The organism is Brevundimonas sanguinis (assembly GCF_029636725.1).
Lineage (GTDB): Bacteria > Pseudomonadota > Alphaproteobacteria > Caulobacterales > Caulobacteraceae > Brevundimonas > Brevundimonas sanguinis.
In genome coordinates this window covers 2,003,297-2,021,103 of sequence record NZ_CP116770.1, presented here as the reverse complement: position 1 = coordinate 2,021,103, position 17,807 = coordinate 2,003,297, and the positions used below count along the sequence as shown (strand labels likewise).

Genomic DNA, 17,807 nt, shown 5'->3' with positions numbered 1-17,807 from the left:
ATGCCTCTGATGCTTGATCGACGGCGGCTGGTGCTGGGCGGCGGCCTGGGGCTGGCGGCGCTGGGCCTGCCGGGCGGCGCAGCCCTGGCGCGCGAACTTCTCAGCGCCTCCGGCTTCACCCACGGCGTGGCCAGCGGCGAACCAGGGCCGGACTCCCTGCTGCTGTGGAGCCGCTACGTTCCCTCGGGCGGCGCCGACGAGGTCCGCCTGGACGCCGAGATCGCCCTGGACGCAAGCTTCCATCAGATCGCAGCGCGCGGCGTGGTGCGGACCGGCGCCTATCGCGACTGGACGGTGAAGATCACTCTGGATGGTCTGCAACCGGGCACGACCTACTGGTATCGCTTTATCGGCCCAGACGGGTCGCAGTCGCAGACGGGCCGGGCGCGGACCCTGCCGGTCGGTCGGGCCGAGCGGTTCCGCATCGGGCTGTTCTCCTGCTCCAACCTGCCGATGGGCTGGTTCAACGCCTATGCCCATGCGGCGGCGCGCGACGACGTCGACCTGTGGCTGCACGTCGGCGACTATGTCTATGAATACGGCCTGGGCTCCTACGCCGTGGACGACCGGCTCGCCGAGCGCGCGGTCCTGCCCGCCCATGACCACGAGATGGTGGCTCTGGCCGACTATCGCCTCCGCTTCGCCTGCTATCGCGCCGACCCCGACCTGCAGGCCGTGCATGCGGCGGCGCCCATGGTCTGCGTCTGGGACGATCACGAATCGACGAACGACAGCTGGGAAGGCGGGGCGCAGAACCATCAGGCGGCCACCGAAGGCGACTGGAGCACGCGCCGCGCCGCCGCCGCTCAGGCCTATCTGGAATGGATGCCGATCTCGGAAGAGCCGTGGAAAGCCTATCCGATCGGCGATCTGGCCACCCTCTATCGCACGGAATCGCGCCTGATCGGCCGCACGCGCCAGGCCGACATCGGCGCCGCCTATCGCGAGGGGACGGAAGCCGCCCTGACCGCCTTCCGCGACGGCGCCTGGCAGGACGCCTCGGCCTCCATGCTGGGCTCGACCCAGGAGGCCTGGTTGGCGCGCGAACTGCGGATCAACGCACGCAAGACAGCCTGGCAGGTGGTGGGTATGGGCACGATCATGGGGCGCACCGTCATGCCCCACGACGCCGTCAGCTGGCTGCGCTCGGACCTGAGCGAAGGCGCCGTCCGCTCCTTCACCAACGCCGCGCGGGCGGGGCGGGTCGGCCTGCCCATGTGGATGGACCGCTGGGACGGCTATCCGGCGGCGCGCTCGCGCTTCCTCAAGGCGGCGCAGGCGGCCGACGCGGATCTGGTCATGTTGGCCGGCGACAGCCACAACGCCTGGGCCTATTCACTGTCCGAGGACGGTCGCCCGGCCGGGGTGGAGTTCGCCGGTCAGGCCGTGACCTCCAACGGCATCGAAAAACAGTTGGGCGTGGCCCCCTCGGTCGCCGCCCGTTCCTTCGTCGCCGCCAACCCGGAGATGGCCTGGGCCCAGACCAGCGGGCGCGGCTATATGATGATCGACATCACGCCGGACCGCGTCGGCGGCGAGTGGATCTTCATGGAGACGATCAAGGCGCGCAGCACCGCCGTCGCAGGCGCGCACCGGATGACAGTCCAGAAGGGACGGCGACGTTTCGTCGCCTGAGGGTTTGCTGGTCTTCAGGCAGATCGACGCGCGGGCCCACCCGGACCGGCGTATCCGATCAGAAGCGGAACCGAGGTCCGGCCGTGAATTGGCGCTCAGCTACGCCATAGACTGCGGCTTCGGCCGTGGAGGTCACTTGGGCGTTGGCTCCGTCCATCACCCCACCCAGACCGGCGGCTTGCGCAGGTCCCATTGCAACTCGCGTTCAAGCTCGAAGGCTAGTTGAAGCAGGATGGCTTCGCCCCCGGGGCGGGTCGAGAACTGCAGGCCGAGAGGCAGGCCGTCACGACTCTGGCCCATCGGCAGGGTGATCGCGGGCGTGCCGGCGACGTTGTCGAGCCACGTCGGGGCGTAGCCGAACAGACGTTCCATCTGGATTTCGACCGGCAGGGCCTGATCCAGATAGGACAGCGGGACCGGCGGCTTGTTCTGCGTCGGGGTCATGAAGACATCGATGCTGTCGAACTGGGCGAGGTAGCCCTCCATAGACCCGCCGAGGATTCCTAAGGCAGCGCTCATGGCTTCGGGGGCGAGCGTCGGCCGATCGCGGCCAGGGCGAGGGTCAGGGGCTCCAGGTCGTCGGGGCCTGCCTCGCGCCCCAGGTCGACCCTGGGGCTCGAGCTAGCGTCGCTCTTAGTGAACCATGAAGCTGACGGTCCCGGTCATGCGGTGGCCGTCCGGCGCCTCGGCGACCCATATCGCCCGATAGGTTCCGGGCGCGAGACGCGGCAGGGGCGCGCCGACGCTCAGCGCGGCAGGCGCTTCCGGCGCCGTGACCACGATCGGAGCATGGTGCTCCATCGTCAGGGTGACGGTCCTGAGCATCATCGGATGGGGGAAGGTCACGTTGAAGCGCTCCGGCGAGCCGTGCGTCATGGCGCCGTCGGCCGGGCTGGTGACGATGCCCGAGGCGGCCGATGCCTGCGGATGCATTCCAGCGTGGCCGGAATGGGGATCCTGCGCGAAGGCCGCGCCGGCGGTGAGAGCCAGCGCAGTGGTGAAAGCCAAGGTGCGCATCATTGTCAGCTATCCTTCAGCGTTAGAACCAGGCCTTGAGGCCGACCACGAAACGCGTGTCCTGGGGGTCTTGGCCGCGGGTCTTGGCGTAATCGGCCGTGTCGCCCAGCGAGCGGCTCCACTCGACGCCGGCATAGGGCGCGAATTCCTTGCGGATTTCATAGCGCAGGCGCAGCCCCGCCGTGACCGAGGTCAGGCCCGAGCCCAGCCCCAGTTCCGGGATGTCGCTCGCCGACATATGCAGTTCGACCACCGGCTGCAGGATCCACTTCTGGGTGATGCGCTGGTCGTATTCGGCGTCGAGGCGGGCGGTCAGGTCGCCGTCGGTCGACAGGAAGGCGGCGGCGCCCATCTCGAACCAGTAGGGGGCCACGCCTTGGACGCCGACGGTCAGGTGGGTCGTGTCGTCGCCGTCGGGACGGATGTCCTGGCGCAGGCCTGCCTGCAGATCCCAGAAGGGAGCGACGGCACGGCTGTAGAGGGCCTGGAACTCGGCCTCGTGCAGGTTGCCGCCGAACTCGCCTTCGCCCTCGGTCTTCCACCAGAAGCGGTTGATGTCGCCGCCGGTCCAGCCCTGGGCCTCCCAACTGTAGCCGTCGGCGCCGTCGCCGAAGTTGGCTTCGAGGGAGTCGATGAATACGGCGGTCGAGCGGATGTCGCCGTTCTCGGCCAGCAACTGCTTGCGCGCCGCAGCCATGACGACCGGGTCGAACAGCAGGTCAGCGGCGTGGGCGGGGGCCGCGCGCGCGGCGGCGGGGGGAGGAGTCTCGACCAGACGGCCGCCGACGGCGTCCACGCTGGTCGGGATGTTCGGACCACCGCGTGTCGCGCCCATGTCATGACCGGCGTGCGGGTCGGCCTGAGCCGCTGGGGCGGAAGCCATGGCGTGGCCCGCGTGGGGATCGGCCGCAGCAGCGCCGTGTCCGGCATGGCTGCTCATGTCATGACCCGCATGCGGATCGGCCTGAGCGCCGGTGGCGGCTGCGCCGTGCATGGGGCAGGGCTTGCCGTCACGCATCATCGGGCAGTCATGCGCGGGCTTGGCCGACGGAGCCGCCGCTTGAGCAGCGGGAGCATGGCCGGCATGTCCGGCATGGCTCTGGGCCAGGGCCGGCCCGCCCGCGGGCGCCATCAGCGGGGCGAGCGCGAGCGAAAGAGAAAGGGACTTCACGAGACGGCTCCATCCAGCGGGCGAACAGTGACGACGTTGAACATGCCCGCATGCATGTGCATCAGAAGGTGACAGTGGAAGGCCCAGTCGCCGGGCGCGTCGGCGGTCAGGTCGAAGGCGACCTTGCCGCCCGGGGCGACGTTGACCGTGTGCTTCAGCGGCTGATGCCCGTCGTGGCCGTTGACCAGTTCGAAGAAATGGCCGTGAAGGTGGATGGGGTGGGCCATCATGGTGTCGTTGACCAGGGTCACGCGCACCCGTTCGTTCAGCTCGAAGCGGATCGGTTCGACGACCTCAGAGAATTTGCGTCCGTCGAAGCCCCACATGAACCGCTCCATATTGCCGGTCAGGTGGATCTCCATGGAGCGCGAGGGCGCGCGACGGTCCTTGTTCGGCGTCAGCGAGACCAGATCGGCGTAGACCAGCACGCGGTGGTCGACGTTATCCAGACCCTGCGGCCTGTCGGCCAGGCGGTTGGAAGGCGCGGGCGAAATCATGTCGACGCCGACGCCGACCGCCATGTCGGCTGGGGCGTTGTTCGGATCGCGCATGTTGTGGCTCATGCCGCCGTGGTCCATCGGCGCGGCGGTTGCGGCCGCGCTTGCGGCCGCACCTTGGCCCATGGCCGCGTGGTCGGCGCCGGCAGCGCCGTGGCCCATGGCGCTGTGGTCCATTCCGCCGTGATCCATGCCGCCCATGCCCATGTCCTTCATGGTCAGGTTCGGGACCTGGCGCAGCGGCGGGACCTCGGCCGTCATGCCCAGGCGCGGCGCCAGGGTGGCGCGGCCCATGCCTGAACGGTCGATGGCCTCGGAGACGATGGTGTAGGCGCGATCCTCAGTGGGACGGACGATGACGTCATAAGTCTCGGCGACCGAGATTTGGAACTCGTCCACCTCGACCGGGCGCACGTTCTCGCCGTCTGCGTTGACCACGGTCATGGCCAGCCCCGGAATGCGGACGTTGAAGATCGACATGGCCGAGGCGTTGATCACGCGTAGCCGCACGCGCTCGCCGGGCCGGAACAGGCCGGTCCAGTTCTCGTCCGGCCCGTGGCCGTTGACCAGATAGGTGTAGGTCGAGCCGTTGACGTCCAGGATGTCGCGCGGGTCCATCCGCATGGAGCCCCACATCCGCCGCTCGGCCAGGTTCATGCGGTCGGAGCCGTCGATCAGGCCCGCCAGCGTCGTCTTCTGTTGGTTGAAGTAGCCGGGGCTCTTCTTCAGCTTGTCGAGGATTTCGTGCGGATGCAGGAAACTCCAGTCCGACAGGACCAGGACATGCTCGCGGTCATAGGCGACCGGGTCGGCGCCCGCCGGATCGACGACGATAGGACCATAGTGGCCCATGGCTTCCTGAAGGCCGGAATGGCTGTGGTACCAATAGGTGCCCGACTGCCTGATCGGGAACTCATAGACGAAGGTCTCGCGCGGCTTGATGCCAGGGAAGCTGATGCCCGGCACGCCGTCCATCTGGAACGGCAGCAGCAGGCCGTGCCAATGGATCGAGGTGTCCTCGTCCAGGGTGTTCGTCACCGACAGGCGCACGTTCTGGCCCTCGCGCATCCGCAGCAGGGGGGCGGGCAAAAGGCCGTTCACCATCACTGCATGGCCGGTGCGCCCGCCGACGGTGAAGTCGGAGCGCCCGACCCTCAAGTCGATGTTCGGCCCGGTCAGGGTCGGCAGGTCGGCGCGAAGGCCCGGCGATCCGGTCTGGGCCCAGGCGGGCAGTAGGCCCTGCAGGCCCAGGACGCCGCCGCCCAGGGCGGCGCCTCTCAATAGGGTTCGACGGTCCAGGGATGTTGTCGCCATGTCGTCCAGGTCTCAAGGAAGCCGTTCGCCAAGGGATGGCGGGCAGGGAAGAGGTTTGATCGGGATACGCGAAGAATGCGATGGCCCCTCGCCCCGCCGTTGCGGCAGGGCGCCGCAGGCTCGGCCAAGGTCCAGGTCTAGGGTGTCCGACGCGCGTCGGTCTCAACCCCTCAGGGCCAGGTTCAGTTTCTGTCGCGCGCGGGCGATGCGGGTTTCCACCGCCTTGGGGGTGACGCCGAGCACTTCGGCGATCTCTGCGTGAGAGCGGCCTTCCAGGGCTGCCAGCAGAAGCGGCGCCTTCAGCGCGTCGGGCAGGTCGGCCAAGGCGCGATCAAGCTCGGCCATGCGGCGGCCGGCGTCCAGCCGGGCCTCGGGCTCGGGCGCATCCTCGCCCACGGCCATGGCTTCGGGACCGTCCAGTCCCATGACGCCGCGCACGATGCGGCGCACCGTCCGCTTCCTGCCCCAGTCGCGGCACTTGTTGACGGCGATGCTGCGCAGCCACGTCGCAAAGGGCCGCGCGGGATCGTAGCGCCGGATGGCCATCCACGCGGCGGCGTAGGTTTCCTGCAGCAGGTCCTGAGCCTCGTCCGCATCGCCGACATACCGGCGGACGAAGCGGTATAGCTCGCCGCTGGTCGCCGCCATCAGGGCGGAGAAGGCGCGTCGATCACCCTGCGCGGCCCGGATTTCGTCTGTGTCGTCGTCGGCCGCCACCCCGGGCTTACCTGGGCTCTTGCGTCAGGGCGCCGGCGATTTCCCTGTCGAAGACGCGAGCCTGTTCCGGCGTCAGCACCGCGCGCATCTCGAACACATGGGCGATGGTCGCTTTCTGCAGCGCGCCCATGGCGTCGTGGAAGTGATCGACCGCGGCGCGCACCTCGGGGCTGTCGCCCTGGCTGGCGGCGATGGCCTGGGCCAGTTCGCGGTTGGCGGCGCGGACGTCTGCCTCCAGAGCCTCGCGCCGAACGGCGAAGCGGGCTTCGATCTCGTCCAGGCGGACATCCTGTTCGGCAGTGAGGTCCAGCTTCTGATGCACGATCTCATGCAAGCCGAGCGTCTCATGCCGCTGCATCATCCAGCCGGCGCCAAGCCAGGCTCCGCCGGCGCTGGCCAGGGCCGCCATGACCACGGTCAGGGCGATCGACTTCCAGTTCGAGCTCATCCGCCAAACTCGACGCTCGTCATCGGCGACAGGCCGGCCGAGACGCTGAAGACCTGGATGTCGGACGGCCGGGGCTTGAAGGCCTGGCCCAGTACGCCGCCGTTGGTCACGCCGACCAGCAGCGCGAAGGCCAGGACGGCCAGGCGCACCTGACCCTGGCGGCGTTGCGCCTGCCGCTCCTCGATGCGGCGCCAGACGCGCCCTTCCAGCCCGGTCAGATGCGCGGTTTCGTCGCTTGAAAGCGGCGTCGCCAGCATGCGCTCGATGTCGTCGGTCATTGCAAATCCTCGCGGCCCCGACGGTGAATACGCAGCCCGTCGTTCCTTCCCTTGAAAGCGCATGAGGGGGCGCGCGTCGATAGGCGTATAGGGTTCATTTGGGCCGTGGCGGCCGCGGCGCCTTGGGCTTGAGGGGAAGCTATGAAGGTCCTGCGTTATTCGACCTAGATTCATAAATGGGTCGGCCTGGTGGTGGGCTTGCAGGTGTTGTTCTGGGTCGGGGGCGGCTGAAGGCGCCGGCGCCGGTCGCCCTGGCCCTGGATCAGGCCTTGCCGCTGGCCGAGGCCGCGCGCCTGTCCGGCGTGGCGCCCGCGCGCGCCGAGTTGAAAACCACGCCGCGCGGACCTGCCTGGGTCCTGACCCCGCTTGAGGGCGCGCCTGTCACCGTGGCCGCCGCGACCGGCCGATCCTTCGCCGCCATGAGGGAGGACGAGGCCTCGGCCCTGGCAGCGGCCGCCTATCGGGGCGGGGCGGCGCCCAGGCAGGCGGTTCTGCTGGATCAGGCGCCGAAGGAGACGGGCCGCGAGGGGCCGATCTGGCGCGTGGAATTCAACGACGCCGAACGGACGGCCTTCTATCTGTCGCCGCAGACGGGCGATGTGGTGACGCGGCGCTCGGCGGTCTGGCGCTTCTACGACTTCTTCTGGCGGCTCCATATCCTGGACTTCAAGGACGGCGACAACTTCAACCATCCCTTGCTGATCGGCCTGACGGCACTGACGCTCAGCATCGTGATCACCGGCTTCATCCTGCTTTGGATACGCCTGGCGCGCGACCTGAAGACGGCGCGGGCGGTGCGGGCGGCCCGCCGCAAGGCCGCCCTCTAGGACTCGTCGCTACAGGGCTGCGGGTGGCGGCAGCGTTCCCATGACCGCGATCACGGCCAGAATCCCCAAGGCCGCAGCGAACTCGATCGTCAGGCTCTTCTTCAGATGGGGAAGCGCCTGGCCGGCGTCCCTGGCCATCAGAGGCGCGAGGCGAAAACGGTGGATCGCCGCCAAGCCGAGCATCAGGCCGAACAGGACCAGTTTGATCATCAGAAGGACGCCATACGGGCTGGTCCACAGTTCAAGCGCCTTCGACGGCCCGACCAGGAAGGCGCTGTTGATCAGGCCGGTGACGATCAACGTGCCGACCGCCGTCGCGCCGACCCCGGCGAACCCGGTCAAGCTGCGCGCCACGCTCGCCTCCCAGGCGGGATCCTCCGCAGGTCGCCGCACGACCAGGACCGCGAAGGCGGCCAGGGCGCCGATCCAGATGGAGGCGGCCAGGGCATGGAGGACGTCGGAGATCAGATGCGCCGCATGGCCTGCGCCTTCGGTCGCGGCGCCGTGGCCGGTCCAGGCGAAGCTGGCCGAGACGATGACGCCCAGCAGCGTCAGCACGCTCCACATCGGACGTCCGGGCCGCAGCAGCAGGGCCGCCCCCAACGCCAGGACGGCCGCCAGCGTCCGCACCATCAGCGCCTGGCCCAATCCCATGCCTGTGACCATAAACGCCAGGGGGGCGGGCTTGACGGCTTCGCTCAACGACCCGGCCATCATTGCGGTCTGGGTCACCAGGGCGGCGGGCGCGGCCACCGCCGCCGCCGCCGCCGCCCAGATCAGGACCTGACGCGGCCAGCGCAGACCCAGCGGCCCGACCGCCTGCTGACTGTAGAGCATGAAGGCGGGCAGCCCCAGCAGCAACGCCCCGGCGGCGTATTGCAGGCCGCGCAGGACGACGATCCAGACGTCGGCCATTTCAGCGGACGGTGAAGCCGTGGCGGCCGGTCATGCGGTGGCCGTCGCTGGAAGCGATGCGCCAATTGACGACATAGGCGCCGGCAGGCAGCGGCCGAGCCAGCGTTCCGGTCAGGGTCTTGCCGTCCTGTGACACAGCGACCCTGATCGCGATTTTCGCACCCGCGGCGTTTATCACGTCGAAGCCGGAAAAGGCCGCCATGGTCCGCTCGCTGAAGGTCAGGCTGATGGACCGGGGCGCCGACACGGCGGAACCGGGCGCCGGCGTCGCGCTGACGAGACGGGCGTGCGCCGCCGCCGGGCCGGCCGCGATTGTCACGGCCGCGACGGCGACGAAGGGGACGATATTTGAGTAACCCACGCGCGGTCTCCACGGTATTGGCCGATATTGGCCGCGTGATCATCTACGCGTCGGGCGGGCGCTTCCCTCATCGGATCGGTGTTGGCTGGCCGAAAGTGAAGACACAGTAGTCGAGCGTGACTCATTCAGGCCGTCCAGGAGGCGCCGGTATTGCTTCCGAAAGAGCCGAGGTCGCTGACATAAAAGTGGACTTTGACGCGGTCCTTCCAAGTTTTTCGGAGGGGCTCGCCTGATCGCCCAGGCCCGCGAAAAGCTTATCGACGTTCGTGGTGAACGTCCCGCTCCCGAGCGGAGGCGCGGCGGCGGCTCGGCCTCAGCCTGAGCTTCTTTTGCGCAGGATGTTGGACGCAAGCTTCGCGAGAAAGTCTTCGACGCGGCGGAACGGTTTGAATCCGGGCGGCTTCCTTCAACACCTCATCAAAGGAGAAAGTCCATGACAAGAGCCCTCATCGGCCTGGCGGGAGCCGCCCTTCTGCTGGGAGCGTGCGGCGATGGTCGCGACGCCGAGGCGCCTGTTGAAGGGCCTGTGGTGTCCGAGTCCGAAACGCCCAGGAATCCCGCTGTCGACACGACGCAGAACGCTGCAGACGGGACGCTCACGCCGGGCGCGAACTCCTTCACCGAGGGCCAGGCGCGAAGCGCCATTGAAAAACAGGGCTACGCCCAGATCGGCGCCCTGAGCCAAGGCCAAGACGGCGTCTGGACGGCGACCGCCGTCAAGGACGGCGTCCAGTCCAAGGTTTCCGTCGACTACAAGGGCGTTGTCAGCGCCTCGCCCGCTTCCTGATGCTTAAGGAGATTTCCATGTCCACGATCACGCGCCTTTACGATACTCACACCGAAGCGATGGATGCCGTATCCGCCCTTGAAGCCGCTGGCTTTGCAGAGGGCGACATCAGCATCATCTCCAACAACTCCGATAACTGGCATGAGGGCCACCGCCATCACGGGCGCTCGCCGGGCGATATGAACGGCGATGGCGAGAACGACGTCGCCGAAGGCGCTGGCAAGGGCGCGGCGACGGGCGGCGCGCTCGGCGTGGGCGCCGGCGTTCTGGCAGGTCTGGGCATGCTGGCGGTGCCGGGCTTGGGCCCCGTGGTGGCTGCCGGCTGGCTCGCGTCGGCGGCGGCTGCGGGCGTCGCGGGCGCCGCTGCAGGCGGCGCGGTCGGCGGCATCCTCGGCGCGCTCAAGGAGGCGGGCCATGATGACAAGGACGCCCACGTCTACGCCGAGGGCGTGCGTCGGGGCGGGACCTTGGTCAGCGTTCGCGTCGATGAAGCTGAGCGGTCCAGGGCGCAGGCGATCTTGGACGAAAGCCGGGGCTGGGACGCCGGCGCTCGAGGCGCCGCCTACCGCGAGGCCGGCTGGACGAACTTCGACCCTGCCGCCGCGCCCTATACCACCGAAGAAATCGCCGCCGAGCGCGCGCGATATCGATAAGGCGAAGAGGGAAGGCGGCGCGACGCAATCGCGCCGCCTTCACGCCTAAGGCGGATCGCAGGACGGGGCGATGACGCGCAGATAAGGCTTCGTTCTGGCGCCCTGCCGTGGCGTGGCATGATCACGAGGGGGCTCTCGAAGCTGCACCTAGGCGCGATGGCCGTTCCGCAGCTTAAGGGCGGCTTTGTGGTTTCGCGCTGGCCGCGGGGGCGGCCGACGTCTTTTTGAACGTGTCGCCAACCTCGCGGGCGTCAGGTCCGTCAGGCCCGGCGCGACGGCGGGAGTCTCGTCCCACCCGACGCACGGCTTCATCGGACGTGGCCGCATCAGGCTTGCCGCCCGGAATGGCGGCGTTCTGCTCTCGACCTTTCGACTGCTTCGGTTGTCCCATCGGACTCTCCCGTCATGGCTTTGCCTCTGATGAGAGGACGGCGCCCGAAATGGTTCCCGCCGGCAGCAAGGCGACTGGCGTCTATCGGTCGACGGTCGAATGGCTTGGGCGCTCCCCGTAGTCGCCGAACTGACCGCATTATGGGAGGTGCATCAAAAGCCGCGTGACTTCCAACGGAGACCAGAGTGCTTGGGCTAGTGATCCGCCCCGCAGGCGGTCCGCGTAACCGCGACGATCACGAGCCGGAGCCCGCTTGAAGTCAGGCCTTGGAGTTCAGGGGGACGAAACTCTGGCCCAGCAGGCGTCCGAAGGTCAGGGCGGGCGTCGCCATCATGCCTCCGCAGACGGCGCGTCCCATGGTCTGGCCGGCGCCCAGCAGTTCGCCGGCGGCCCACAGCCCCGGTATGGCCGATCCGTCGGGGCGGATCACCTGAAGCTGCTCGTTGACCGCCAGGCCGACCGCGCTGCTGACCGCCGCGCCCTGCACCCGGATGGCGTGGAAAGGGCCTTGCGCGATCGGGAGAGGCAGATGGCGGCGGCCCAGGAAATCGTTGCCGGAATGGACGCCGTAATTATAGCCGCGCACGGCGCGCATCAGGCCATGCGCGTCGACGCCCGCTTTCTGAGCCAGCGTCTCCAGATCATTGGCCTTGTAGAAGAAGGGGCGATCGTCCGCGAACAGGGCGCGTATTTCGCCGGCGTCGAAGCCGGCGATGAACGGCGGCGCTTCGCTCAGGATTCGCTCGTCGAACACGACCCAGTAACGTTGCTCGGGCTGCTCCAGCAGAGCGTTTTCGCGGGCATCGACAGACTCCATGTCCTCGCGCACGAAGCGGTCGCCGTGGGCGTTGACGTAGATTTCCCACGGCGGACGATGCTGGGGATAGGTGTTCAACCGGCCGACCATGCCGGGGCGCGGTCCTTCGCCGTCCAGCAGGAAGCCGAAGTTGATGAAGAAGTTCTCGCGACCTCGCAGCCATCCGCCGACGCTGCAGCCCAGCCTGTGCCCTACCCCCTGCGAATAAGCATAGGGCAGATTGGTGTAGAGCGGGACGCCGTTCAGGGCCTGATAGACGTCGGGCGAGGCAGAATAGCCGCCCGTCGCCAGCACGGTCTGGGCGGCCTCGAAGCGATGTTCGGCGCCGTGGGCGTCGCGGGTCTTAACCCCGGTCACGGCGCCGCCGGGGTCGGTTGTCAGGCTCAGTGCTTCATGGCCTAGCCTCAGGCTGATCCGGCCGTCCGCGACGGCCTGCTCGACACGCGGGATCAGGACGTCGCGCAGCGAGGCGCCGCCGTTTCGGCCCCAGTAGTAGCGCGCGCGCGAATAGGGCTCGTGGCCGACGCCGTCGACCGGACAGGCGGGGTCGACGTCGAACCCCTGTTCCATCAGCCAGTCGAACGTCTCGGCGGCGTTCCATACCGCTAGCCGTACCAGGGCCTCGTTCGCCGTGCCCCGGCTTAGGCGCATGATGTCGTCGAAATGCGCCTGCGCGTCGTCTTCGATCCCCTTGTCGCGCTGCAGGCGCGTGCCCGCCGCGCTCAACTGGCCGTTGGCGACCCAGAGGGTTCCGCCCAGCACATCGGCGTGGTCGATCAACAGGACGCGAGACGAGCGCTCCGCCGCGAAGATGGCGGCGGCCATACCCGCGGCCCCGCCGCCGACGATAACGAGGTCCCAGGGAGCGGCGCCTGAGGCCATGTTCAACGGAGGGTCATTTCTTCATAGACCGGCACGCGGTGGCGGATTTTCACGTGGCCCACCCTGGGCGTATAGGCGAACAGGTCCTGGTGCTCGATCAGGAACAGCGAAGGCGCCGCCTCCCGGTACAGTCGACCCAGCGCCTGATAGGCCTTCAGCCGCTCGTCATCGTCCATGATCTCGCGCGCGGTCTTCAGCTTGTCGGTGATTTCCGCGTCGCAGAAGAAGGGCGTCGGCCGCATGCAGGAGAAGTCCTCCATGGCGCGGGTGACGTCGTAGTACTGGAAGCTGTTCCACGACAGGGCCAGCGCCTCGCCCGACCAGCTGTTGGTCTGATACTTCACCAGGAAGTCCGGCATGGTCATGACCTTGAGGCGGGTGTCGACCCCGACGGCGCGCCAGTATTCGGCCACGGCCTGGGACATCATGTCGTCGCCCGGCGCCGCGTCGGTCAGGACCTCCATCGTCAGATTGAAGCCGTTCGGGTAACCGGCCTGCGCCAACAGGCGGCGCGCCTTGGCGGGGTCATAGGGGTAGGGCGCGATGGTCGGGTCGTAGCCGAACACTCCCTTGGCGGCAGGCTGGCCCGACGGCTTGGCGTTCTGCGGCAGCAGGGAGGCGATCGCCTCCTTGTCGACGGCGTAGTTGAGCGCCTGACGCACGCGAACGTCGCGCAAGGGCGAGGACGGATCGCCGCCCACGTTGCGGAAGGAGTAGGCCTTCACCTGCATGGAGGGTCTGTAAAGAACGTGGAAGCCGTTGCGCTCCAGCCGCTCCGTCTCCTCCAGGTCGACCAGAGACAGATCCACATCGCCCGACAGCAGGGCCTGTGTCCGCCCCGCCGCGCTCGGCAGTTCATAGAAGACCACGCCGTCGATCGTCGACGGGCGCCATGATTTCGGGTTTCGGGCCAGGGTCAGGCGGCGGGTGCGCTGGTCCCAGCCGGTCATGACGAAGGCGCCGGTGCCGACCGGCTTCTGGGCGTAGGCGTCCATGCCCATATCGGCCAGGGCCTTCGGCTCGATCATCATGATGGCGGCCAGACGGCGCGGCAGGACCGGATCGGGCCGTTCGGTGCGGATCTCCAGTTCCAGCGGTCCGACGGCGCGCGCTTCGACGATGCCGCGCGCTTCGGAGCCGATCAGGGTGCGCTTGCCCTGATCCGAGCGCAGGAAGGCGAAGACCTCGGCCGCGGCCTCGGCGTCGAACGGGCGACCGTTCGAATAACGCACGCCTTCGCGCAGTTTGAAACGCCAGACCGTCGGTTCGACCAGCGCCCATTCGGTCGCCAGGCCCGAGCCCAACTGGTCCTCGTCGTCGATGGCGGTCAGGCCGTCGTAAATGGCCAACCACAGCAGGGAGCCGGGACGGCTGTTGCCCCGGAAGGGATTGCCAAGGCTGGAGGGCAGGCTGGCGGCGGCCACACGTAGCACCTGGCTGCCGGTCGCAGGCGTCGGCTTGTTCGTGCCGCCCTCGCCGCAGGCGGCGACCAGGGCGGCGCCCAGACAGGCGGCGATGAAGAGGCGAAGGCGGTTCGGCGTCATGAGCTGGGCTGCTCCTGCAAGCGGGCGTTCGCGCCGATGATGTCCATCACGCCGGCCAGCGCCTCGTCCGAGATCGGGCCCCCGGCTTCCAGGGCGGCGCTCAGGCGCGGGTCGGCCAGGGCGGCGGCCGGGTTGAGGGCGGCGGCCAGCAACAACTGCGTATAGGCGCTCTTGGGGTGGTAGAGGACCTCTGCGACCGGCCCCTGTTCGACGACCTGACCGCCTTCGATGACGCAGACGTGGTCGGCCATGCGGCGCACGCTGCGCATGTCGTGCGAGACGAACAGCATGGCCAGGTTCAGCCGCTCCTTCAGCTCCAGCAGCAGGGCGGAGACCTTGTCCTGATTGGCGAAGTCCAGGGCCGACAGCGCCTCGTCGGCGATCAGCAGGCGCGGCTCCATCGACAGGGCGCGGGCGATGGCGACGCGCTGTTTCTGCCCGCCGGACAGGGCGGAGGGCCGCAGGTCCAGAAGGCGATGGTCCAGATGGACGAGGTCCATCAGCTCCTCGACCCGTCGCCGTCGCGCCGCGCCGTCCAGCCTGCCCACCACGATCAGCGGCTCTTCCAGCACGGTGCGGATCGACTGGCTCGGATTCAGGCTGGCGCCGGGGTCCTGAAAGACCATCTGGATGCCGTGCAGCATGGCCTTCGAGCGTTTGCCCAGCGGCGGCAGGGCGACGCCCTCGAACATGATCGCCCCTTCAGCGGGTGTCGCCAGCCCGGCGACGGCGCGCACCAGGGTCGACTTGCCCGATCCCGACTCGCCGACGATGGCCATGACCTGACCGGGCGCCAGGTCGAAACCGGCGCCGCGCAGGACGAAGCGGCGGTCAAGCCCGCTGCCGTAAGCGACGCCCAGGTTTTGAATCGACAGAAGCGGCGCGGTCATGGCCGTCTCCCCAGGTGGGCGGCGTCCCGCAGGCTGCGGGTGAAGGGATGCCGGGGCTCGTACAGCACCTGTGTTGTGGGGCCTTCCTCGACGATCTCGCCTTCCAGCATGACGGCGAGGCGGTCGCAGACGGCGCCGGCGGCGGCGATGTCGTGGGTGATCATCAGAGCGGCGGCCTGCTGGGCCTGACGCCGCAACAGGGCCAGAATCTGCAACTGGACCGTGGGGTCAAGCGCGGTGGTCGGCTCGTCAGCCAGGATCAGCGCAGGCTGATTGATCAACGCCAGGCCGATCATGGCGCGCTGGCGTTGTCCGCCCGACAACTGGTGCGGGAAGGCGTCGACGCAGGCGTCGGCTCCCGGCAGGCGCATCGCGCGCAGGGTTTCGACGGCCAGGGCGCGGGCGGCGGCCTTGTCGAGGCCGCGATGACGACGCGCCGACTCGATCAGAATGGAGCCGACCGTCTTCACCGGGTTGAACGAGGACAGGGGGTCCTGGAACACCATGCCGATGCGGCCGCCGCGCACGGCGCGCCATTCCGCCTCGGTCAGATTGTCGATGCGGCGGCCTTCCAGATGAATCTCGCCGCCCGCGAGGCGCACGCCCGGCGGAACCAGGCCTCCGACGGCGAAGCAGGTCAGGGTCTTGCCCGACCCCGACTGGCCGACCAGGCCGACGATCTCGCCGCGACGGATCGTCAGGTCGAGGCTGGGAATCAACACGCGGCGGTCGGCGACGGTCTCCAGCCTCAGCTTGCGGATATCCAGCACGATTTCGTGCGCCGTGTTCAGGTCAGCAACGCTCATCGGGTCAGGTTCCGCAGGTGCTGGCCCACGCTGTGGGCGGCCACGATGATGATGACCATGGCGAAGGCCGGTCCCAGCGTCAGCCACGGGGCCTGCAGCATGAAGGCCCGTCCTTCGCTCAACATGGCGCCCCAGGTCGCGGCCCCCAGCGGTGCCCCGATGCCCAGGAAGGACAGGGCGCTTTCGGCCACGATCATCTCGGCGAAGTGGAAGACCACCAGCACCGACAGCGTCGGGACCAGGGCCGGCAGAACGTGGTGGGCGTAAAGACGCGCGACGCTCATGCCGGTCATTTCGGCGGCCTGGACGTATTCGCGCTGAAACAGGCTGCTGGCCTCGGCGTAGACGACGCGGGAGAAGACCGGCCAGGTCACCAGGCCGAGCGTCAGCGTGACCGCCCAGAAGCCGCTGTCGCCCAGCAGGGCGATCACCGTCACCGCCATGACGAAGGACGGAAAGGACTGGGTGAAGGTGGTCAGCAGCTTCAGGGCGCCGCCCAGCCAGGCGCCCTTGTGCGCCGCCGCCAGGCCGAAGGTCGTGCCGATGCTGAAGGCGATCAGGGTAGCGCACAGGGCCGATCCTACCGACCAGCGCATCCCGTTCAGCAGACGCGCCAGCACGTCGCGCCCCAGTTCGTCCGTTCCCAACAGATGGCCCGCCGCCAGCGGCGCGGCCAGACGCATAGACAGATCGATGGCGCGGTGATCGTGGCCGGACAGGGCGTCGCCGAAGATCATGACGGCGAGGCAGAACAGGCCGACCACGCCGGCGCCGACAATGGCGGGGGACAGGCTGCGGCTCATGATGCGGCCCTCGCGCGGCTGCGGATGCGCGGGTCCAACAGGGCCTGCACCGCCTCGGTGACGGCGTTGCTGAGGAAGACGCTGACCACCATGACGAAGACCACGGCCTGCACCACGGGGAAGTCCAGGTTCAGCGTGGACTGCACCAGCAGCCAGCCGATGCCGGGCCAGGCGAAGATGGTCTCGATGACCACCAGGCCCGTCAGCATGAAGGCCAGTTCAGCGCCGATCAGGGCGACGGCGCCCAGCAGGGCGTTGGGCAGGACATGGCGCCACAGGATCTGGTTTTCGGACGCCCCGGTCGAGCGCGCGGTGCGCACGAAGTCGGCGGCCAGGGCGGCGTGGGTGTTGGCCTCGACCACGCGGATCAGCTTGGGGGCCAGGAAGGAGACGACCGAGATCACCGGCAGCACCCAGGTCGCCGGTCCGCCGTAGCCGATCGAGGGCAGCCATTCGAGCCCGGCGGCGAACAGGTTGATCAACAGCAGGGCGATGACGAAACCGGGAAATCCCTGCATCACCGTCAGCACGCCGCGCACCGCACGACGCGCCGCCCCGGTGCGCTTCTGCCCCAGCCAGGCGCCCAGCGGCAGGGAGATCAGCAGGTTCAGACTCAGCGCCATTGCGGCCAGGAACAGGGTGGCGGGCAGGGAGGCCAGGACCTTGCCCAGCGCCGGGCTTCCATCGGTCAGCGACTTGCCGAAGTCGCCCTGAAGCAGCCTCAGCATGGTCTGGCTGTACTGGACGATCAGGCTCCTGTCGAAGCCGTATTCGACGCGGATCGCCTCGATCTGAGCCGGAGAGGCGCCTTCGCCCGCAATGACCAGGGCCGGGTCGCCGGTCAGCCGCAGCAGGAAGAACAGCACTGTCATTGCGGCGATCAGGACAAAGGCGAAGTCCCTCAAGCCGCCAAGCATACGAGAAGAGGAAAACATCAGGGGCGGCGGCTCGCTTTGCTGCGGGCCGAAACGCTCGGTAGAGGCTTGGGCATGAACGGTCTCCGCCGCAGAGTCGTATCTAAGTTAAGACATCATCCTTAGGGTAAGCGAAGCGC

At 68.4% G+C, this 17,807-nt stretch carries 19 protein-coding genes; 4 read left to right on the top strand and 15 right to left on the bottom strand.

The window, feature by feature from the left end:
- The gene (locus tag PIB44_RS10055; protein WP_278069280.1) at nt 1–1,635 is read left to right on the top strand and encodes an alkaline phosphatase D family protein; all 1,635 of its coding nucleotides are present in this window, start codon (nt 1–3) and stop codon (nt 1,633–1,635) included.
- Nucleotides 1,636–1,791: 156 nt separating this feature from the next.
- Here the strand turns inward: PIB44_RS10055 and PIB44_RS10050 are convergent, their stop codons facing one another.
- From PIB44_RS10050 to PIB44_RS10020, 7 genes are all read right to left on the bottom strand, one after another.
- On the bottom strand, nt 1,792–2,154 hold the full coding sequence (locus PIB44_RS10050) for an amidase family protein (protein ID WP_278069278.1): 363 nt from the start codon (nt 2,152–2,154) through the stop codon (nt 1,792–1,794).
- 114 nt (nt 2,155–2,268) lie between these two features.
- Nucleotides 2,269–2,655 (bottom strand): copper resistance CopC family protein, encoded by a 387-nt coding sequence (locus tag PIB44_RS10045; protein ID WP_278069277.1) that lies wholly within the window; start codon nt 2,653–2,655, stop codon nt 2,269–2,271.
- A 19-nt stretch (nt 2,656–2,674) separates the two neighbouring features.
- Nucleotides 2,675–3,823: a copper resistance protein B gene (locus tag PIB44_RS10040; RefSeq protein ID WP_278069276.1), complete on the bottom strand. Its 1,149-nt coding sequence runs from the start codon at nt 3,821–3,823 to the stop codon at nt 2,675–2,677.
- Nucleotides 3,820–5,634 (bottom strand): copper resistance system multicopper oxidase, encoded by a 1,815-nt coding sequence (locus PIB44_RS10035; RefSeq protein WP_278069275.1) that lies wholly within the window; start codon nt 5,632–5,634, stop codon nt 3,820–3,822. The genes PIB44_RS10040 and PIB44_RS10035 overlap by 4 nt, the downstream gene beginning before the upstream one ends.
- Before the next feature lie 162 nt (nt 5,635–5,796).
- Entirely contained in the window at nt 5,797–6,351 is a 555-nt protein-coding gene (locus PIB44_RS10030) for an RNA polymerase sigma factor (protein ID WP_278069274.1), read from the bottom strand.
- A gap of 7 nt (nt 6,352–6,358) precedes the next feature.
- A complete protein-coding gene (locus tag PIB44_RS10025) occupies nt 6,359–6,799 on the bottom strand; it encodes a Spy/CpxP family protein refolding chaperone (RefSeq protein ID WP_278069273.1) in 441 nt (146 codons plus the stop codon).
- Nucleotides 6,796–7,077 (bottom strand): hypothetical protein, encoded by a 282-nt coding sequence (locus tag PIB44_RS10020; RefSeq protein WP_278069272.1) that lies wholly within the window; start codon nt 7,075–7,077, stop codon nt 6,796–6,798. The genes PIB44_RS10025 and PIB44_RS10020 overlap by 4 nt, the downstream gene beginning before the upstream one ends.
- Before the next feature lie 176 nt (nt 7,078–7,253).
- Between PIB44_RS10020 and PIB44_RS10015 the strand changes: the two genes are divergently transcribed.
- Nucleotides 7,254–7,904, top strand: coding sequence for a PepSY domain-containing protein (locus tag PIB44_RS10015; RefSeq protein WP_278069271.1), 651 nt, complete (start codon nt 7,254–7,256; stop codon nt 7,902–7,904).
- 9 nt (nt 7,905–7,913) lie between these two features.
- On the opposite strand, the gene copD is transcribed toward PIB44_RS10015, so the two are convergent.
- Together copD and copC are read right to left on the bottom strand one after the other, a co-directional pair.
- Complete coding sequence (copD, locus tag PIB44_RS10010) at nt 7,914–8,819, bottom strand: copper homeostasis membrane protein CopD (RefSeq protein WP_278069270.1); 906 nt, start codon at nt 8,817–8,819, stop codon at nt 7,914–7,916.
- Between the two features lies 1 nt (nt 8,820).
- Entirely contained in the window at nt 8,821–9,180 is a 360-nt protein-coding gene (gene copC, locus PIB44_RS10005) for a copper homeostasis periplasmic binding protein CopC (RefSeq protein WP_134581226.1), read from the bottom strand.
- Between the two features lie 433 nt (nt 9,181–9,613).
- Here copC and PIB44_RS10000 point away from each other — a divergent pair, with 433 nt between their 5' ends.
- Both PIB44_RS10000 and PIB44_RS09995 read left to right on the top strand, forming a co-directional pair.
- Nucleotides 9,614–9,967 carry a hypothetical protein gene (locus tag PIB44_RS10000; protein ID WP_134581225.1) on the top strand — a complete coding sequence of 118 codons (354 nt, stop codon included), beginning with the start codon at nt 9,614–9,616 and terminating at the stop codon, nt 9,965–9,967.
- Nucleotides 9,968–9,984: 17 nt separating this feature from the next.
- Complete coding sequence (locus tag PIB44_RS09995) at nt 9,985–10,620, top strand: general stress protein (RefSeq protein WP_278069269.1); 636 nt, start codon at nt 9,985–9,987, stop codon at nt 10,618–10,620.
- A 650-nt stretch (nt 10,621–11,270) separates the two neighbouring features.
- On the opposite strand, the gene PIB44_RS09990 is transcribed toward PIB44_RS09995, so the two are convergent.
- The 6 genes from PIB44_RS09990 to PIB44_RS09965 are packed head-to-tail and all read right to left on the bottom strand — an operon-like array spanning nt 11,271 to nt 17,658.
- On the bottom strand, nt 11,271–12,653 hold the full coding sequence (locus PIB44_RS09990; RefSeq protein ID WP_278069267.1) for an FAD-dependent oxidoreductase: 1,383 nt from the start codon (nt 12,651–12,653) through the stop codon (nt 11,271–11,273).
- 59 nt (nt 12,654–12,712) lie between these two features.
- On the bottom strand, nt 12,713–14,254 hold the full coding sequence (locus PIB44_RS09985) for an ABC transporter substrate-binding protein (protein ID WP_278069266.1): 1,542 nt from the start codon (nt 14,252–14,254) through the stop codon (nt 12,713–12,715).
- Nucleotides 14,251–15,144, bottom strand: a complete 894-nt coding sequence (locus PIB44_RS09980; protein ID WP_278069265.1) for an ABC transporter ATP-binding protein — start codon at nt 15,142–15,144, stop codon at nt 14,251–14,253. Before PIB44_RS09980 ends, PIB44_RS09985 begins: the two co-directional genes overlap by 4 nt.
- Nucleotides 15,141–15,950: an ABC transporter ATP-binding protein gene (locus tag PIB44_RS09975; RefSeq protein WP_278069264.1), complete on the bottom strand. Its 810-nt coding sequence runs from the start codon at nt 15,948–15,950 to the stop codon at nt 15,141–15,143. Before PIB44_RS09975 ends, PIB44_RS09980 begins: the two co-directional genes overlap by 4 nt.
- Complete coding sequence (locus PIB44_RS09970) at nt 15,947–16,753, bottom strand: ABC transporter permease (protein WP_278069263.1); 807 nt, start codon at nt 16,751–16,753, stop codon at nt 15,947–15,949. Before PIB44_RS09970 ends, PIB44_RS09975 begins: the two co-directional genes overlap by 4 nt.
- Nucleotides 16,750–17,658, bottom strand: a complete 909-nt coding sequence (locus tag PIB44_RS09965; protein WP_278069262.1) for an ABC transporter permease — start codon at nt 17,656–17,658, stop codon at nt 16,750–16,752. The genes PIB44_RS09970 and PIB44_RS09965 overlap by 4 nt, the downstream gene beginning before the upstream one ends.
- Nucleotides 17,659–17,807 lie beyond the last annotated feature (149 nt).

Excerpts from the sequence above, each read along its gene's own strand:
- PIB44_RS09995 (WP_278069269.1), top strand. The coding sequence starts at position 9,985 with ATGTCCACGATCACGCGCCTTTACGATACTCACACCGAAGCGATGGAT.
- PIB44_RS09990 (WP_278069267.1), bottom strand. The coding sequence starts at position 12,653 with ATGGCCGCCGCCATCTTCGCGGCGGAGCGCTCGTCTCGCGTCCTGTTG.
- PIB44_RS10000 (WP_134581225.1), top strand. The coding sequence starts at position 9,614 with ATGACAAGAGCCCTCATCGGCCTGGCGGGAGCCGCCCTTCTGCTGGGA.
- PIB44_RS09975 (WP_278069264.1), bottom strand. The coding sequence starts at position 15,950 with ATGAGCGTTGCTGACCTGAACACGGCGCACGAAATCGTGCTGGATATC.
- PIB44_RS10035 (WP_278069275.1), bottom strand. The coding sequence starts at position 5,634 with ATGGCGACAACATCCCTGGACCGTCGAACCCTATTGAGAGGCGCCGCC.
- PIB44_RS09980 (WP_278069265.1), bottom strand. The coding sequence starts at position 15,144 with ATGACCGCGCCGCTTCTGTCGATTCAAAACCTGGGCGTCGCTTACGGC.
- PIB44_RS10050 (WP_278069278.1), bottom strand. The coding sequence starts at position 2,154 with ATGAGCGCTGCCTTAGGAATCCTCGGCGGGTCTATGGAGGGCTACCTC.
- PIB44_RS09970 (WP_278069263.1), bottom strand. The coding sequence starts at position 16,753 with ATGAGCCGCAGCCTGTCCCCCGCCATTGTCGGCGCCGGCGTGGTCGGC.
- PIB44_RS10025 (WP_278069273.1), bottom strand. The coding sequence starts at position 6,799 with ATGAGCTCGAACTGGAAGTCGATCGCCCTGACCGTGGTCATGGCGGCC.
- PIB44_RS10045 (WP_278069277.1), bottom strand. The coding sequence starts at position 2,655 with ATGATGCGCACCTTGGCTTTCACCACTGCGCTGGCTCTCACCGCCGGC.
- PIB44_RS10055 (WP_278069280.1), top strand. The coding sequence starts at position 1 with ATGCCTCTGATGCTTGATCGACGGCGGCTGGTGCTGGGCGGCGGCCTG.
- PIB44_RS10020 (WP_278069272.1), bottom strand. The coding sequence starts at position 7,077 with ATGACCGACGACATCGAGCGCATGCTGGCGACGCCGCTTTCAAGCGAC.
- copD (WP_278069270.1), bottom strand. The coding sequence starts at position 8,819 with ATGGCCGACGTCTGGATCGTCGTCCTGCGCGGCCTGCAATACGCCGCC.
- PIB44_RS10015 (WP_278069271.1), top strand. The coding sequence starts at position 7,254 with ATGGGTCGGCCTGGTGGTGGGCTTGCAGGTGTTGTTCTGGGTCGGGGG.
- PIB44_RS09985 (WP_278069266.1), bottom strand. The coding sequence starts at position 14,254 with ATGACGCCGAACCGCCTTCGCCTCTTCATCGCCGCCTGTCTGGGCGCC.